Source organism: bacterium (assembly GCA_019637795.1).
In the GTDB taxonomy this organism is placed as follows: Bacteria; Desulfobacterota; Binatia; order HRBIN30; family CADEER01; genus JAHBUY01.
Genome location: JAHBUY010000002.1, coordinates 547357 through 563176 on the forward strand (window position 1 = coordinate 547357; position 15820 = coordinate 563176).

Consider the following 15820-nt stretch of genomic DNA (forward strand, 5'->3'; position numbering starts at 1 on the left):
GATCAGGACGCGAGCTTGTTGGCGGTCTCGAGCACGTCTTCGATCGTGCCCTGCAGGTAGAACGCCTGCTCCGGCACGTCGTCGTGCTTGCCGTCGACGATTTCCTTGAAGCCGCGGATGGTGTCGGGGAGCTTCACGTACTTGCCGCTGCGGCCGGTGAAGGCCTCGGCGACGTGGAACGGCTGCGACAGGAACTTCTGGATCTTGCGCGCCCGCGCGACGGTCTGCTTGTCCTCTTCCGAGAGCTCGTCCATGCCGAGGATGGCGATGATGTCCTGGAGGTCCTTGTAGCGCTGCAGCAGCTCCTGGACCTGGCGGGCGACCTTGTAGTGCTCGTCGCCGACCACGTTGGGATCGAGGATCCGCGACGTCGAGTCGAGCGGATCGACCGCCGGGTAGATGCCGAGCTCGGCGATCTGGCGCGACAGCACGGTGGTGGCGTCGAGGTGGGCGAAGGTGGTCGCGGGCGCCGGGTCGGTGAGGTCGTCGGCGGGCACGTAGATCGCCTGCACCGAGGTGATCGACCCCTTCTTGGTGGTGGTGATGCGCTCCTGGAGCTCGCCGAGGTCGGTCGACAGGGTCGGCTGGTAGCCCACGGCGGATGGCATGCGGCCGAGGAGCGCCGACACCTCCGAGTTCGCCTGGGTGAAGCGGAAGATGTTGTCGATGAAGAGGAGCACGTCCTTGCCCTCCTCGTCGCGGAAGTATTCGGCGGCGGTGAGCGCGGTCAGGCCGACGCGGGCACGGGCGCCCGGCGGCTCGTTCATCTGGCCGTACACCAGCGCGGTCCGGGCGATCACGCCCGACTCGCGCATCTCCAGCCACAGGTCGTTGCCCTCGCGAGTGCGCTCGCCGACGCCGCCGAACACCGAGTAGCCGCCGTGCTGCTTGGCGACGTTGTTGATCAGCTCCTGGATGAGCACCGTCTTGCCGACGCCGGCGCCGCCGAAGAGGCCGATCTTGCCGCCGCGGGCGTAGGGGGCGAGCAGGTCGATCACCTTGATGCCGGTCTCGAACGCCTCGACCTCGGTCGCCTGGTCGGTGAACTTCGGCGCCTCGCGGTGGATCGGGTAGAAGGTCTTGGTCTCGATCGGGCCGGCCTCGTCGACCGGCTCGCCGATGACGTTGATGATGCGGCCGAGGGTCTGCGGGCCGACCGGCACCTTGATGTTGTCGCCGGTGTCCTGCACGTCCATGCCGCGCACCAGGCCCTCGGTGCCATCCATGGCGATGGCGCGGACGGTGTTCTCGCCGAGGTGCTGGGCCACCTCGAGGACGAGATTCCAGTCGAGGCTGCTGATCGCCGGGTTGGTGACCTTCAGCGCCTGGTAGATCGGCGGCAGCTTCCCGGGAGGGAACTCGACGTCGACGACCGGACCGATGACCTGCGTGACCTTACCGAGATTCATGTCGGAGCCTTTCTGATTTCTTCACCGCAGAGACGCGGAGGCGCGGAGACGGTGCGACCCGAGCCGTGCGCTCTCTGCGTCGAAAGTCTTTCTCTTCAACCCTTCAGCGCCTCGGCGCCGGACACGATCTCCATCAGCTCGGTGGTGATGGCCGCCTGGCGGGCGCGGTTCATCGCCAGGGTGAGGCGATCGATCATGTCGCGGGCGTTGGCGGTGGCGTTGTCCATGGCGGTCATGCGCGCCCCGTGCTCGCTGGCGATCGACTCGAGGAAGGCGCGGTGGATGAGCGTGGTGATGTACTGGCGCAGCAGCCGGTCGAGCAGCGTCGCCTCGTCCGGCTCGTACAGGTAGTCGAGCGTCTCGCCCGCGCCCTCGGAGCTCGGCGGCACCGGCAGCAGGCGCTCGACGGTCGGCACCTGCGAGAGGGCGGAGCGGAACTGGCTGTAGAGCACGTAGACCCCGTCGGTCCGCTCGCTGATGTAGTCGCGGGCGACGCGCGCCGAGAGCTCGAGCGCCAGTGCCAGGCCGGGGCCGGCGGGCATCTGGATGTGCTGTTCGGCGACCCCGACCGGTCGGCGGCGGAAGTGCATGTAGCCCTTGTTGCCGACCGCGGTCAGGCGCACCTCGCTGTCCGCGTGCTCGGCGATGAACTGCTCCGCCTTGCGGACGAGGCCAGCGTTGTACCCGCCGCACAGGCCGCGGTCGCTGGTGACGAGGATCAGGTCGATGCGCCGCTCCGGGCGCTCGGCGAGCAGCGGATGCGCGCTGTCCGCGGCGGCGCGCGCCGCCACCGTCTGCAACATGGTCGCGAGCTTGTCGGCGTAGGGCCGCGCCTGCTGGGCGGCCTCCTGCGCCCGGCGCAGCTTCGCCGCGGCGACCATCTTCATCGCCTTGGTGATCTGCTGGGTGCTTTTGACCGAGCTGATGCGTTTGCGGATGCTCTTGAGCGAGGCCATCGGCGGTGCGGCGGCAGCGGGGCGCGGCTCAGGCGGCGAACTGCGACGCGAACTCCTCGAGCGTCTTGTTCAACAGGAGCTTGAGATCGTCGTCGAGCTGCTTCTTCTCGAGGATGGTCTTGAAGACCTCGGGCTTGCGGGTCTCGACGAAGCGGAAGAGCTCCTGCTCGTAGCGCTTGAGCTGCGCCACTTCGACCTGGTCGACGTAGCCGTTGGTCGCGGCGTAGAGGATCAGCACCTGGCGCTCGACCGGCAGCGGCACGTACTGGCCCTGCTTGAGGATCTCGACCAGGCGGCTGCCGCGGTTGAGCTGGCGCTGCGTGGCGGCGTCGAGGTCGGAGCCGAACTGGGCGAAGGCGGCGAGCTCGCGATACTGGGCGAGGTCGAGGCGCAGCGTGCCGGCGACCTGGCGCATGGCCTTGATCTGGGCGTTGCCGCCGACGCGTGACACCGAGATGCCGACGTTCACCGCCGGGCGGACGCCGGAGTAGAACAGGTCGCTCTCGAGGAAGATCTGGCCGTCGGTGATCGAGATGACATTGGTGGGGATGTACGCCGACACGTCACCGGCCTGGGTTTCGATGACCGGGAGCGCGGTGAGCGAGCCGCCGCCCTCCTCGTTGCTCATCTTGGCGGCGCGCTCGAGCAGGCGGGAGTGGAGGTAGAAGACGTCGCCGGGGAACGCCTCGCGGCCCGGCGGTCGGCGCAGCAGCAGCGAGAGCTGTCGGTAGGCGACGGCCTGCTTCGAGAGGTCGTCGAAGATCACCAGGGCGTGGCGGCCGGAGTCGCGGAAGTACTCGCCCATGGCGCAGCCGCTGTACGGGGCGATGAACTGCAGCGGCGCGGCGTCCGACGCCGTGGCGGCGATCACCGTGGTGTACTCCATGGCGCCGTTGCGGGTGAGGCGGTCGACCACCTGCGCCACGGTGGAGCGCTTCTGGCCGATGGCGACGTAGAAGCACTGCACGTCGCCGCCCTTCTGGTTGATGATGGTGTCGAGGGCGACGGCGGTCTTGCCGGTCTGGCGGTCGCCGATGATCAGCTCGCGCTGGCCGCGGCCGATGGGGATCATCGAGTCGATGGCCTTGAGGCCGGTCTGCAGGGGTTCCTTCACCGGCTGACGCTTGACGATGCCGGGCGCCTTGAGCTCGATGCGGCGGGTGTGCGGGGTGTTGATCGGGCCCTTGCCGTCGATCGGCTGGCCGAGGGCGTCGACGACGCGGCCCAGCAGCGCCTCGCCCACCGGCACCTCGGCGATGCGGCCGGTGCGGCGGACCTCGTCGCCCTCGCGGATCTCCTGCGCCTCGCCGAAGATCGCGGCGCCGACGTTGTCCTCTTCGAGGTTCAGCACCAGCCCGTAGATGTTGTGGGGGAACTCGAGCAGCTCGCCGGCCGCGGCCTTGTCGAGGCCGTAGATGCGGGCGATGCCGTCGCCGGTCGAGAGCACGCGGCCGGTCTCCCGCACTTCGACGTCGCGCTGGTACTCCTGGATCTGGCGCTTGATGATGTCGCTGATTTCCGCGGCGCGGATTTCCATTCCCTTGGTTCCTCCCTGGCGTGTCGCGAGGCGATCCAGCAGGACGCCGGCGCGCGGTCACGCGGTCCGGGGCTCGGCGCTAGAGCAGCGAGCGACCCCCGGCGATACGATTGGCGAGCGACTGCAGCTGGGTGCGGACGCTGCCGTCGTAAACGGTACCCTCGACGTCGACGACGACGCCGCCGAGCAACTGCGGGTCGACCGCCGTCTCGGCCAGCACCGTGCGGCCGAGCTTGCGCTCGAACGCGGCGATGAGGCTCTGGCGCTGCGCGTCGTCGAGCGGCGTCGCCGAGGTGATGGTGGCGCGGACGCGCTGCAGCTTGCGGTCGAGGATCTGGGTGAACTCGCGCGCAATGCCGACCAGTTGGTCGAGCCGCCGGTGGTCGGCGAGCAGCGAGATGAAGTTGCGCGTCGTCGCGCCGAGCTTGAGGTTGTCGGCGATGGTCGTGGCGAGATCGCGGCGCGCGCTGGCGCTCAACAGCGGGTTGGCGAGCGCGGCGGCGATCTGCGGATCGTCGGCGACGGCGCCGAGGAGCTGCAGCTCGTTGCCGATCTGGTCGGTCGCGGTCTGCTCCTCGGCGACGGCGAAGATGGCGCGGGCGTAGCGCCGGGCCACGGAGCCGACGATCATCGGGTCACCTCGCGGACGAAGTCGTCGACGAAACGCGCCTGGTCGGCGGCGGCGAGCCGCTGCGGCGCGATCTTCGCCGCGATCGCCAGCGCGTGCTGCGCGACGTCGGCGCGGAGTCGTTCACGGGCCTGCCGGAGCTCGTTCTCGGCGGTGCGCTCGGCGTCGCGCTGGATCGCCTCCGCGGTGTGGCGGGCGGCGGCGAGGATCTGATCGCGCTCGGCGGCGATGTCGGCGCGCGCCTGCTGCAGCATGCCCTCGAGCTCGCCGGCGAGCTTGTCGAGGCGCTGCTGCATCTCGGCGCGCAGGGCCTCGGCCTCGCGCCGCGCCCGCGCGGCCTTCTCGAGCGCTTCGCGGACGTGGCTGCGACGCTCGATCATGACGTTGCGGATCGTCGGCCAGAAGCGGCTCAGCAGATAGACGAAGATGCTGAAGTTGACGGCCGTGAAGGCGAGCTTCGTCCAGGGCACGCCGGGAATGTGGTGCGCCTCGGGGATATCCTCGGCGAGGGCGGCCAGCGGCAGGAGCAGGCCCAGGGCGACGGCGAGCAGACGGCTCATGCGCGGGCGCTCCCGGCGACGCGGTCGAGCATCTCGGCGGCGACCTGCTCGGCCTCGGAGGCGAGCGCGCGCCGCGCCTCGTCGACCTGGCGCGCGACCTGTTCGCGACGATGCGCGAGATCGAGCGCGATCTTGGCGCGTGCCGCGGCGATTTCGTCGTTGGAGGCGGCGATCGCGGCGTGGCGGGCGGCCTCGGCCTCCTGCGCCATCGCGTGCCGCTGCTCGAGCAGCTTCTGGTCGTACCGCGCGCGGTCCGCTTCCGCGGCAGCGGCCAACTCTTCGGCGTCGTGTGCTGCCTGCACCGTGCGCTGGTGGCGTTGGTCGAGCACCTGGGTGGTGGGGCCGAAGACGAAGGCCCTGAACACCATCCAGAAGACGATGAACAAGGCGACCTGCGCAAATATCGTATAGTCGGGAGCGAGCTGCATGTGTCTCTGGCTGGGTTCCGCGTGGCCTGGCGGCGAGGTCCGCCGGCGCGGAACGGATCCGTGGTTTCTGAAGTTGTGAGGTGCGGGTACGGGCGAGCGCGGGGCTGCGCTCAGCCGGCGGCCTCCGACGAACGGCGGCCGCCGCCGCCGCGCTCCTCGGCCGGGAAGAGCGCGACGCGCTTGTCGCTGCGCTCGGCGCGACCCGCCGCCGCGCCACCCATGGAGCAGTGACCCTCGAACACGACCCCCTCGTGAATGACCAGACACGGCGTGCTGATGTTCCCCGCCACCGACGCGGGCGCCTTGAGCTCGACGCGCCTGCGCGCCGTCAGGTCGCCGGTGACGCGCCCCTGGACGACGATGGTGTTGGCGACGATCTGTGCCGAGACGTCGGCGGTCTCGCCGAGCACCACCATCTCCTGAGCGCTGATCTCGCCTTCCACCTGCCCGTCGATCCGCACGCTGCCTTCGAACGTCAATTTCCCTTCCACCCGGCTGCCCTGGCCGAGGTGCGCCTGCACGTCACGCGCGCTCGCCGGCGCGCTCGCACTCGCCGGCGCGGCAGCCTGCAGAGGCTCGTCAGACTTCTGCGTCTTGTCGTCTTTCACGAACAACGCCATCGTCTCACTCCTGAAGTTGTCGCGCGGGGATTGCGGTGAACGGTGGGGCTATAGCGGGGGTTTACACGCAAGTCAAAACGGGGTCGCTCTCCCTCGGGGTCCGCCGCGAGCGGCTGCGGCGCGCCGCCGAGACTCGGCCGAGACACCCCGCCTCGCGGCGCGATTCAGCGCGCCCCGAGGCGCGTCAACAACCCGTCCAACTCGTCGAGCGAGAAGTACTCGATGACGATGCGGCCGGAGCCGTCGCTGCGATGGCGCAGATGCACCCGCGTCGCCAGCGCCCGCGCCAGATCCGCCTCGGCGGCGCGCCGTTCGATGTCGTCCTCCGGCGCGCGCCGACGCTCGCGCACCAGCCGCTCGGTGTCGCGCACCGAGAGCTTGCGGCTCGCCGCCTCGCGCGCCAGCGCCGCCTGCGCCGAGGTGGACTCGAGCGCCAGCAGGCTGCGACCGTGACCAGCCGACAGCTCACCCGATTCGAGCTGCGCCAGCACGGACGGGGGGAGCTGCAATAGACGAATGCTGTTTGTTACAGCAGAACGTGTTTTGCCCACGCGCGCGGCGATCTGTTCCTGCGACAGATCGAATTCGTCTCCGAGCCGCTTGTAGGCGCGGGCCTCTTCGACCGGGTTGAGATTCTCTCGCTGCAGGTTCTCGATCAGCGCCAATTCGAGGGCTTCGATGTCGTCGGCGTCGCGGAGCGAGATCGGCACCCGCTCGAGGCCGGCGCGCTGGGCGGCGCGGAGGCGGCGTTCGCCGGCGATCAACTGGTAGCCGTTGCCGGCCGGCCGGACGAGCAGAGGCTGGAGCAGGCCCTTCTCGCGGATCGAGGCCGCGAGCTCTTCGATCGCGACCTCGTCGAAGATCTCGCGCGGTTGGTAGGGATTGGGGACGATCGAGCTGATGGCGGCGGTCCGCTCCGATTCCGCAGGCGTCCGAGTGCGGTCCGGCGTCGCTTGAGCCGCGCCGGGAATCAGCGCGCCGAGCCCCCGCCCGAGGCCGCGTTTACGAAGGTCGTTCATCGGTCTCTCCTGGTGAGCCCTCTTCGCCCTGCTGCGCGGCGATCAGCTCGCGCGCCAGGTCGAGGTACGCCTGCGCGCCCTTTGACGCGGGGTCGTACAGAGCGGCCGGCATTCCGTGGCTCGGCGATTCGCTCAGGCGAACGTTGCGGGGGATCACGGTGCGAAACACCCGATCCGGAAAGTGTCGGCGCACCTCGTCCGAGACCTGGTGCGAGAGGCTGTTGCGGGTGTCGAACATGGTCAGAACGATGCCGTCGATTGCCAGGTCGCGGTTGAGCCCCTCGCGGATCAGCTCGACCGTCTCCAGCAGCGCGCTCAGGCCCTCGAGCGCGTAGTACTCGCACTGCAGGGGAATGACGATCGCGTCCGCGGCGGTCAGGCCGTTCAAGGTCAGGAGTCCGAGCGACGGCGGGCAATCGATGATGATGAAGTCGAACTGGTCGCGAACCGACGCCAGTGCTTCGGCAAGCCGGAACTCGCGACGCGGCGCCGATACGAGCTCGACCTCGGCACCGACCAGATCGCGATGAGCCGGGATGAGGTCGAGCGAGCTCACCTGTGTGGCGATCTTTGTCTCCTCGGCGCGCCGCTCGCCGAGGAGCAGATCGTAGGTGGTGGGGCCCTCGCTGTCCCGCAGGCCGAGCCCGCTCGAGGCATTGCCCTGCGGGTCGAGATCCACCAGCAGGACGCGTCGTTCCTGCAGGGCGAGACTGGTGGCGAGATTCACCGCGGTGGTCGTCTTGCCGACGCCGCCCTTCTGGTTCGCCACACAGATGATCCGCCCCACGCGCACCTCGATCGCCGCGACGTCGCTAGCACAGGTGGCCCTTGCACACCAGAAATGCGCTGGGAACCAGTGCCGCAGATCACTCCGGTCGCCCTCCACCGGCGCCTTGAGCGTGCCCCAGGAGGATGTTCCACGAGAAACCTGACGGTGAAACAGGGGGCAACCGTTCCACGTGAAACTTGACAGTGAAACAGCGCCGGAGTTAGGTCGGCGCCCATGGAGATCAGCGAACGGGATGCAGGGTTCGTGATCGGTCTACTGCTTGGCGAGGGCCACTTCGGTGGCGACGGGCGCCAGCCGCAGGTGACCCTGCGCATGCATACCAAGCATGAGCGACTCTTCCGCTGGCTGGAACGGACCCTGCCGGGCGGACGCCTCTACGGTCCATATACCCACGGCGGGCGAAGCTACTTCCAGTGGATGATCCGTGGCGCTGCGCTTCGCGAAGAGTTGCTGCCGATCATCGACCGCAACCGGGATCTCCTGGACGAGCACACGGAGAGCCGCTACGCGGCGATGTGCGAGCGATACGGGCTCAGGTAGGACGGCGCTGCTCGAAGAGAAGGGTCCGGGGCGTACCGTCCGGAAGCGTGTAATCGACGCGTCTCGCGCCGGCTGGGACGGCGGCGCTGGCGGCCCGCATTGCCAGCAGTTGCCCATGCGGGCGCAGAAAGGGCCGCGACAGTTCGCGCAACAGCACCAGGTCGCCAAGGGCGCGGGACGTAGCCAGGTCGTAGGCGCCGCGCTGGTCCTGCTCCGCCGCCATCACCTCGATGCGAGCGTGCATCGGTCGGGCGTTGCCGAGACTGGCAACCCGGCAGACCTCCTCGAGAAACGAGACCTTCTTGCCCCGGGCCTCGATGAGGGTCACCCGCGCCCCTGGGCATACCATGGCGATCACCAGTCCCGGAAAGCCGGCGCCGCTCCCCAGATCGACGATGGCGGAGGCATCGCGGCAATGCGCGGCCGCGAACAGCGAGTCGGCCAGGTGCTTGTTGAGCAACAGGTCGACGTCCTCGGCGGAGCCGACCAGTGAAACCCTTCGATTCCACAGCCGCAGGAGATCGACATAGGCGCGCAGCGCATCGACATGCGCCTCGTTCAGCTCGAATCCGGTGCTCCGGCGCGTCCAGTCCCGCAGCGCCTGCCAGTCGGCCACGAGTGCTCCGGCGATCTCAGGCGGCGCCGATCCGGCGCAGATGGATCGACAGCAGCGACACGGCGGCGGGAGTAACGCCGGCGACCCGCGACGCCTGGCCGAGCGAGCGCGGACGGAGGACCGACAGTCGCTCCCGCACCTCGCGCGACAGGCCGGGAATGGTGTCGTAGTCGAAGGCGTCGGGAATCCGCGCATCTTCCATGCGGGCGGCGCGGCGGATGGCGTCGTTCTGGCGGTCGACGTATCCGGCGTACTTGATCGCGACTTCAACCTGGGCCGCCGCATCGGGCGCCGGCAGCGGCGGCGCCTCGTTCAGGAGGCTCCAGACGCCCGCCAGATCGAGCTCGGGGCGCCGCAGCAACTGGGCGAAGGAGCAGGGCAGGCGGAGCGGCGTCGAGCCCAGGGCTTCGACCCGGCGGTTCAGCTCCGCCGTCGGTGTAGCCACCGTTGTCTGCAGCAACTCGATGGCGCGTTCGATCGCCGCCCTCTTCGCCAGCGTGCGCGCCCAGTCGGGCTCGTCGACCGCGCCCGCCCGACGGCCGATCTCGCGCAACCGCAGGTCGGCGTTGTCCTCGCGCAGCAGCAGGCGATGCTCGGCGCGCGAGGTGAACATGCGATACGGCTCGCCGCCGACGCCGCGCAGGACCAGATCGTCGATGAGCACGCCAATGTATGCCTGCTCGCGGCGCAGCACCAGCGGCGGCTCGCCGCGTAGGCTGAGCGCGGCATTGATGCCGGCCATCAGCCCCTGCGCCGCGGCCTCCTCGTAGCCGGTCGTGCCGTTGATCTGCCCGGCGTGGTAGAGGCCGCCGACCAGCTTGGTCTCCAGCGACGGCCAGAGCTGGGTCGGGTCGACGTAATCGTACTCGATCGCATAGCCGGGCCGCATGATGGCCGCGTCCTCCAGCCCGGGGATCGAACGCACCATCGCCGTCTGCACATCCAACGGCAGGCTGGTCGAGAGGCCGTTGGGATAGATCTCGACCGTGTCGAGCCCCTCGGGCTCGAGAAAGATCTGGTGCCGCTCCTTGTCGGCGAAGCGGACGACCTTGTCCTCGATCGAGGGGCAGTAGCGCGGCCCGCGGCTCGAGATGCGGCCGCTGTACATCGCCGAGCGATCGAGCGCGCCGCGCACGATCTCGTGCGTGCGCGCGGTCGTGTAGGTGATGTGGCAGGGGACCTGCTGCTGAGGGATGCGTTCGGTGGCGAACGAAAACGGCCGCGGCGGATCGTCGCCCGGCTGGACTTCCAGGCGGTCGAAGTCGATGGTGCGCGCGTCCAGACGCGGGCAGGTTCCCGTCTTCAGACGGCCGACGCGGAAGCCCAGCCCGGCGAGTTGCTCGCTGAGTCCGCGGGCCGCGAAATCACCCGCCCGCCCCGCGGCGCTGCTGCGCAGGCCGACGTGGATGAGACCGTTGAGGAAGGTGCCGGTGGTGAGGATGACGCGCTGCGTCAGGATGGTCTCGCCGAGCTCGGTCTCGACGCCGGCGACGCGCCCGCCGTCGATCAGCAAGGCGACGACGCTCGCCTGGTAGACGGAGAGCGACGGCGCCGTCTCGAGCCGCGTCTTCATGCGATCGCGGTATCGGCGCTTGTCCGCCTGGGCGCGCGAGGCGCGCACTGCCGGGCCCTTGCGGGTGTTGAGCTGGCGGAACTGGATGCCGGTCTCGTCGATCGCCCGCGCCATCTCGCCGCCGAGCGCGTCGATCTCCTTCACCAGGTGGCCCTTGCCGATGCCGCCGATCGCCGGATTGCATGACATCTGGCCGATGTGGTCGAGGTTGAGCGTCAGCAGCGCGGTCGCGCAGCCCATGCGCGAGGCGGCGAGCGCCGCCTCGATGCCGGCGTGGCCGGCGCCGACCACGACGACGTCGAACGGCGTCGCGCGCGCCCGCGGCGCGCTGCCGGATGGGTCGATCGGAAAAGGGGTCATGTATCGAGAGGACGTTTGCGGACGATGGCGGCGACCGCGTGATCGCGGGTCACCGCCCCGATGTGCTCCAGCGCCGCGTGCAAATCAACGCCGCTCGGAACCGACAGCCGATGAATGGGGTGCGCGCACGTCCGCGCTGGCGTTCCCGAAGGCCCGATGTGGCAGCGAGCCCGGCAGGCCAACGGCCCGGCGCATTCAGCGGTGGTGGGCTGATCCATGACGTCTGGCGGCGGCACCGTCACTTGCCGAGGCAGAACTCGCGGAAGACGGCGTCGAGGACGTCGTCGCTGGTGACCGCGCCGGTCACCGTGCCGATGTGCTCCAGCGCGGCCTGCAGATCCACGGCGACGAGCTCCGGGGGCAGGCCGGCGAGCCGCGCCGCATCCGCGGCGGCGAGGCTCGTGGCGACGCGTGCGAGCGCCTCGCGCTGGCGCATGCTGGTGAGCGGCGGCACGTTGTCGGCCCATTGCACGCCGGCCTGGGCGAGGATGGCCTGACGCAACGCGTCGAGGCCGCGCGCGGTGGTCGCCGAGACGCGGAGGCAGCGGTGGGCGGCCGCGGCCGCGGCCTCGTCCGCGGCCGACCACGCCGAGGGCAGGTCGCTCTTGTTGAGCACGGCGATGGCATGGTCGCGGCCGAGCAGGGCGGCCTGATCGGCGAACGGCCGCGCCGTGTCGAGCACCACCAGGACGAGGTCGGCGGCGGCGGCGGCGTCCGCGGCGCGCGCGACGCCGAGCCGCTCGGCGGCGTCGGCGGCATCGCGCAGCCCGGCGGTGTCGATGAGCGTCACCGGGACGCCGTCGAGGTCGACCATCGCCTCGATCACGTCGCGCGTCGTGCCAGGCTCGGGGGTGACGATGGCGCGTTCGGCGCCGAGCAGGGCGTTGAGCAGGCTGGACTTGCCGGCGTTCGGACGGCCGCTGAGGGCGACCCGCAGGCCGCGCCGCAGCAACTCGCCGCGAGCGGCGGTGGCGAGCAGGGTGGCGACCGCGAGGCGCGCCGCCGCCAGGTCGTCCGCCAGCACGGCGGGATCGAGCCCGACGTCCTCGTCGCCGAAGTCGAGCAGCGCCTCGACGTGCGCCTTGGCGCGCACCAGGCGCGCGCGGATGCCGCCGAGGTGCGCCGAGAGCGCGCCGCCCAACTGCGCCGCCGCCGTCGTCGCGGCGTCCGCGGTGCGCGCCGTGACCAGCGCCATCACGGCCTCGGCCTGGGTGAGGTCGAGGCGGCCGTTGAGGAAGGCGCGTTTGGTGAACTCGCCCGCCAGCGCCGGCCGCGCGCCGCACGCCAGGACCGCTCCCAGCACCTGTTCGAGCACCACCGGGCTGCCGTGGCAGTGGAGCTCGAGCACGTCCTCGCCGGTGTAACTGCGCGGCGCGCGCATCAGCACCGCCATCCCTTCATCGACCGCGGTGCCGTCGGCGCAGACCCGGCCGGCGTAGAGCCGATGCGATCGCCACGCCCCGGCGCTGCGGCGGCGAAAGACCGCGTCGGCGATGGCGGGCGCGTCCGGCCCACTGACGCGCACGATGCCGATGCCGCCCGGTCCGGGCGGCGTCGCGATCGCGGCGATGGTGTCGGGTACGTACATGCGCTGAAGGGCCTACACGCGGCGACGAGGACGCGAAGCGGGCCAGTGGCCCTGCTCCGTCTGAGCATCTTTGCGCCGCAGTTCAACCCTGGTTCGGCGACCCGGCGCCGTCCACGACGGATGCAGGACGGGGATGCCAGCGGGCGAACTTTCCCTCTGGATCCGGCGCCCACATGGGTCACCATGTGCCGCATGCGAAGCGACCTGGCGGGGTGGACCGCGCTCTTGGTGCTGGCGGGCGTAGTCGCCGGCGGCTGCAGCGACGGCAGTGGTGGAACGGCGCGCTCGACGGCGACAGCGACGACGGCGGTTCCAACCCATACCCCGACGGCGACGCCGGTCGCCACCGCCACCATCGTCTACGCCCTGGTGACGGTCGGCGACGCCTGCAACGGCGCCGATCGCAACGGCTTCGGCGCCGTGGCGTATCCGTACCGCATCGGCACCTACGAAGTGACCATCGGCCAGTACGCCGCGTTCCTCAACGCGGTGGCGCGATCGGATCGCCACGGGCTCTACCACCTCGGCATGGCCGGCAACGGGAGCGTCGCCGGCATCGCGCAGAGCGGCGTCGACGGCGCGTTCACCTACGCCGTCGTCGGTCCGTTCGGCAGCGCGCCGCCGGGCGCGGCGAGCGGACCGGATCGGCCGATCACCTACGTCACCTGGTTCGACGCCGCCCGGTTCGCCAACTGGATGGCGAACGGGCAGCCGGCGGGCGCACAGGACGAACGCACCACCGAACGCGGCGCCTACGCGCTCGACGGCCGCGTCGCCGGCGACGCCGTGGCCAGGAGCGCCATCAATCCCAATACCGGCGCGCCGCCGAGCTACTACCTGCCGACGGAGGACGAGTGGTACAAGGCGGCATATTACAGCCCGGCCCTGGAGCGCGGCGGCGGCGGCTACCACAGCCTCGCCACGCAGAGCGACGACGATCCCGGGAACGTGCTCGGCGACGCGAGCAACCAGGCGAACCACATCAACGACGCCTCCGGCTCCTCGATCTATTCGGTCACCCAGGAAGCCACCCTCGATCCGGGTCAGAACTACCTCAGCGACGTCGGCGCCTTCCGCGCCAGCGCGAGCTACTACGGCACCTTCGATCAGACCGGCAACGTCTGGGAGTGGACCGACCGCGACGGCCGGTCCGGGCCGTATCGCGTCATTCGCGGCGGCGGCTGGACCTCGACGCCGCCCTATCTGCGATCGTCGCTGCGCCTCGGCTACGTGCCGGATCGCGACAACTCGAACTCCGGCTTCCGCCTCGCCGCGCCGGACGATGGCGCGGCGCCGCCGGGGTGCGCGACGGTCGACGCCGCGGTCGCGGAGCCGCCGGCGATCGCGCCGCCTCGATCCGCCGATCCGCCGCCCCGCCTGCCCGCCTACGGCGGCGACGTCGTCATCGAGCTGGCGCCGGTGGACGACGCCGGCAACGTCGACGACCGCACCGGCTTCGGCGGCGTCGCCTATGCCTACCGAATCGCCAGGTACGAGGTGACGATCGGTCAGTACGCCGCGTTTCTCAACGCCGTCGCCGCGTCGGATCCGCACGGCCTGTACAACCCGCGCATGGCCAGCGACGCCGCGATCGCCGGCATCGCGCGCCAGGGCGAAGACGGCGGGTACACCTACCACGTCATCGACAACGGCGGCGACAGCCGCGATCGGCCGATCACCTACGTGTCCTGGTTCGATGCGGCGCGCTTCGCCAACTGGCTGGCCAACGGGCAGCCGCTCGGCGCGCAGGACGAGACGACGACGGAAGACGGCGCCTACGCGCTCGCCGGCGCGGTGAGCGGCGCAGCGGCGGCGCGCAACGCCATCAACCCGAACACGGGCGCGCCGCCGGCGGCTTTCCTTCCCACCGAGGACGAGTGGTACAAGGCGGCCTACTACAGCCCGCTGCGCGACGCGGGGGCCGGCGGCTACTTCGGCTACGCGACGCAGAGCGACGATCCGCCCGGCAACCGCATCGGCGACGAGCCGAACCAGGCGAACTACTTCGCCGGCGGAATCTTCTCGGTGACGCAGGGCAGCGCGCAGGAGCCGGGGCAGAACTACCTCACCGACGTCGGCGCTTTCACCGCCAGCGCCAGCTACTACGGGACCTTCGATCAGAACGGCGGCGTGTGGGAGTGGAACGATCTCGACGACACGCCCGGCGCGTCGCGCGGTCTGCGCGGCGGCTACTGGTTCAGCGGCTCGCTGGCGCTGGAAGCGGCGCTCTTCTGCCAGGACACGACCACGCGCGAGAGCAACGACGTCGGCTTCCGCCTGGCCGCCCCGGGCCGATAGGGAACGGCTGCTGGCGCCGCCACGCCAGCGCCGCGCCCGGGCGGCTCACGCCTGGCCGCGCGCCGCGGTCGGGACGATGACCAGCCGACGGTAGTAGCCGCTGCCGGCGCTGCGCGTGCTCAAGGTCGGATCGCCCTGCAGCGCGAGGTGCACGACGCGGCGTTCGCGCGGGTTCAGCGGGTTCAGCGTCACCGGCCGCCCCTTGTCGCGGGCCCGCGCCGCCATGCGCTGCGCCAGCGCCTCGAGGGCGGCGCGGCGGCGGGCGCGATAGTCGTTGGCATCGACCTCGACGTGGCCGGCGTGCTCGTCGTCGTGGCCGATGACCCGATTGACGACGTACTCGAGCGCGTCGAGGGTCGCGCCGCGGCGACCGATCATGACGCCGCCGGCGTCGCCGTGGATGACCAGGCGCGACCCGTCGGCCTGGACGGTCGCCGCGACGTCGCACAGGCGCGCGATCTCGGCGAGGACGGTACGGGCGCGCTCGAGCGCCGCCGGGCTCGGCGGCGTCCCGACCGTCGCCGGTGCGGGGCGCGGCGGGCGGCGGTCCTGTCGCTCGCGCGGCGGCGGGCGGCGGACCGGGTGCGCGGTTCGTGGCGGCGCGGCCGCCGGCTGCGCGGTCGCGGCGACGGGTGCCGGCGCGTCGGTTGCCGGGGGCGCCGCCGCCGCCGTCGCGGGAGCTGGTGCGCCCGCCGCCTCGGCGGCCGAGCGGCGCAGGCTGGCGCGCACGCGCGCCCGTTTGCCGCCGAATCCGAACAGCCCCTTGGTGGCGTTGGCGAGGATTTCGATCTCGACCCGCTCGCGCGGCGCGCCGAGCAACTGCAGGGCGCGCGCGATGGCGTCGTCGATGGTGCGGCCTTCGGCTTCGATGGACTGCATGTTCTGCTCCGATCAACGC

At 70.8% G+C, this 15820-nt stretch carries 15 protein-coding genes; 2 read left to right on the forward strand and 13 right to left on the reverse strand.

Annotated features, from left to right (window positions below; translation table 11 throughout):
• Positions 1 to 2: 2 nt before the first annotated feature.
• From atpD to KF840_07700, 9 genes are all read right to left on the reverse strand, one after another.
• Positions 3 to 1409, reverse strand: coding sequence for a F0F1 ATP synthase subunit beta (gene atpD, locus KF840_07660; GenBank protein MBX3024771.1), 1407 nt, complete (start codon positions 1407 to 1409; stop codon positions 3 to 5).
• Between the two features lie 95 nt (positions 1410 to 1504).
• Entirely contained in the window at positions 1505 to 2365 is an 861-nt protein-coding gene (gene atpG / locus KF840_07665; GenBank protein MBX3024772.1) for an ATP synthase F1 subunit gamma, read from the reverse strand.
• A 28-nt stretch (positions 2366 to 2393) separates the two neighbouring features.
• Positions 2394 to 3902 (reverse strand): F0F1 ATP synthase subunit alpha, encoded by a 1509-nt coding sequence (atpA, locus tag KF840_07670; GenBank protein MBX3024773.1) that lies wholly within the window; start codon positions 3900 to 3902, stop codon positions 2394 to 2396.
• 79 nt (positions 3903 to 3981) lie between these two features.
• A complete protein-coding gene (locus KF840_07675; protein ID MBX3024774.1) occupies positions 3982 to 4533 on the reverse strand; it encodes a F0F1 ATP synthase subunit delta in 552 nt (183 codons plus the stop codon).
• Positions 4530 to 5090, reverse strand: coding sequence for a F0F1 ATP synthase subunit B (gene atpF, locus KF840_07680; protein ID MBX3024775.1), 561 nt, complete (start codon positions 5088 to 5090; stop codon positions 4530 to 4532). Before atpF ends, KF840_07675 begins: the two co-directional genes overlap by 4 nt.
• Positions 5087 to 5518, reverse strand: a complete 432-nt coding sequence (locus tag KF840_07685; GenBank protein MBX3024776.1) for a hypothetical protein — start codon at positions 5516 to 5518, stop codon at positions 5087 to 5089. The genes atpF and KF840_07685 overlap by 4 nt, the downstream gene beginning before the upstream one ends.
• A 110-nt stretch (positions 5519 to 5628) precedes the next feature.
• Positions 5629 to 6138: a polymer-forming cytoskeletal protein gene (locus KF840_07690; GenBank protein MBX3024777.1), complete on the reverse strand. Its 510-nt coding sequence runs from the start codon at positions 6136 to 6138 to the stop codon at positions 5629 to 5631.
• A 164-nt stretch (positions 6139 to 6302) separates the two neighbouring features.
• The gene (locus tag KF840_07695) at positions 6303 to 7157 is read right to left on the reverse strand and encodes a ParB/RepB/Spo0J family partition protein (GenBank protein MBX3024778.1); all 855 of its coding nucleotides are present in this window, start codon (positions 7155 to 7157) and stop codon (positions 6303 to 6305) included.
• Complete coding sequence (locus tag KF840_07700) at positions 7141 to 7944, reverse strand: ParA family protein (protein MBX3024779.1); 804 nt, start codon at positions 7942 to 7944, stop codon at positions 7141 to 7143. The genes KF840_07695 and KF840_07700 overlap by 17 nt, the downstream gene beginning before the upstream one ends.
• A 216-nt stretch (positions 7945 to 8160) precedes the next feature.
• Between KF840_07700 and KF840_07705 the strand changes: the two genes are divergently transcribed.
• The gene (locus tag KF840_07705) at positions 8161 to 8487 is read left to right on the forward strand and encodes a hypothetical protein (protein MBX3024780.1); all 327 of its coding nucleotides are present in this window, start codon (positions 8161 to 8163) and stop codon (positions 8485 to 8487) included.
• Here the strand turns inward: KF840_07705 and rsmG are convergent.
• From rsmG to mnmE, 3 genes are all read right to left on the reverse strand, one after another.
• Positions 8480 to 9103: a 16S rRNA (guanine(527)-N(7))-methyltransferase RsmG gene (gene rsmG / locus KF840_07710; protein MBX3024781.1), complete on the reverse strand. Its 624-nt coding sequence runs from the start codon at positions 9101 to 9103 to the stop codon at positions 8480 to 8482. The genes KF840_07705 and rsmG overlap by 8 nt on opposite strands.
• A gap of 16 nt (positions 9104 to 9119) precedes the next feature.
• Complete coding sequence (mnmG, locus tag KF840_07715; protein ID MBX3024782.1) at positions 9120 to 11036, reverse strand: tRNA uridine-5-carboxymethylaminomethyl(34) synthesis enzyme MnmG; 1917 nt, start codon at positions 11034 to 11036, stop codon at positions 9120 to 9122.
• Between the two features lie 238 nt (positions 11037 to 11274).
• Positions 11275 to 12624: a tRNA uridine-5-carboxymethylaminomethyl(34) synthesis GTPase MnmE gene (mnmE, locus tag KF840_07720; GenBank protein MBX3024783.1), complete on the reverse strand. Its 1350-nt coding sequence runs from the start codon at positions 12622 to 12624 to the stop codon at positions 11275 to 11277.
• 192 nt (positions 12625 to 12816) lie between these two features.
• On the opposite strand from mnmE, the gene KF840_07725 reads away from it, so the two are divergent.
• Positions 12817 to 14922, forward strand: coding sequence for an SUMF1/EgtB/PvdO family nonheme iron enzyme (locus tag KF840_07725; GenBank protein ID MBX3024784.1), 2106 nt, complete (start codon positions 12817 to 12819; stop codon positions 14920 to 14922).
• A 45-nt stretch (positions 14923 to 14967) separates the two neighbouring features.
• Here KF840_07725 and KF840_07730 read toward each other — a convergent pair whose 3' ends face one another.
• Positions 14968 to 15801 (reverse strand): Jag N-terminal domain-containing protein, encoded by an 834-nt coding sequence (locus KF840_07730; protein MBX3024785.1) that lies wholly within the window; start codon positions 15799 to 15801, stop codon positions 14968 to 14970.
• Positions 15802 to 15820 lie beyond the last annotated feature (19 nt).

What these genes read in the sequence shown, in the direction of transcription:
- atpD (MBX3024771.1), bottom strand. Translation starts at nt 1,409, where the DNA reads ATGAATCTCGGTAAGGTCACGCAGGTCATCGGTCCGGTCGTCGACGTC.
- atpG (MBX3024772.1), bottom strand. Translation starts at nt 2,365, where the DNA reads ATGGCCTCGCTCAAGAGCATCCGCAAACGCATCAGCTCGGTCAAAAGC.
- atpA (MBX3024773.1), bottom strand. Translation starts at nt 3,902, where the DNA reads ATGGAAATCCGCGCCGCGGAAATCAGCGACATCATCAAGCGCCAGATC.
- KF840_07675 (MBX3024774.1), bottom strand. Translation starts at nt 4,533, where the DNA reads ATGATCGTCGGCTCCGTGGCCCGGCGCTACGCCCGCGCCATCTTCGCC.
- atpF (MBX3024775.1), bottom strand. Translation starts at nt 5,090, where the DNA reads ATGAGCCGTCTGCTCGCCGTCGCCCTGGGCCTGCTCCTGCCGCTGGCC.
- KF840_07685 (MBX3024776.1), bottom strand. Translation starts at nt 5,518, where the DNA reads ATGCAGCTCGCTCCCGACTATACGATATTTGCGCAGGTCGCCTTGTTC.
- KF840_07690 (MBX3024777.1), bottom strand. Translation starts at nt 6,138, where the DNA reads ATGGCGTTGTTCGTGAAAGACGACAAGACGCAGAAGTCTGACGAGCCT.
- KF840_07695 (MBX3024778.1), bottom strand. Translation starts at nt 7,157, where the DNA reads ATGAACGACCTTCGTAAACGCGGCCTCGGGCGGGGGCTCGGCGCGCTG.
- KF840_07705 (MBX3024780.1), top strand. Translation starts at nt 8,161, where the DNA reads ATGGAGATCAGCGAACGGGATGCAGGGTTCGTGATCGGTCTACTGCTT.
- mnmG (MBX3024782.1), bottom strand. Translation starts at nt 11,036, where the DNA reads ATGACCCCTTTTCCGATCGACCCATCCGGCAGCGCGCCGCGGGCGCGC.
- mnmE (MBX3024783.1), bottom strand. Translation starts at nt 12,624, where the DNA reads ATGTACGTACCCGACACCATCGCCGCGATCGCGACGCCGCCCGGACCG.
- KF840_07725 (MBX3024784.1), top strand. Translation starts at nt 12,817, where the DNA reads ATGCGAAGCGACCTGGCGGGGTGGACCGCGCTCTTGGTGCTGGCGGGC.
- KF840_07730 (MBX3024785.1), bottom strand. Translation starts at nt 15,801, where the DNA reads ATGCAGTCCATCGAAGCCGAAGGCCGCACCATCGACGACGCCATCGCG.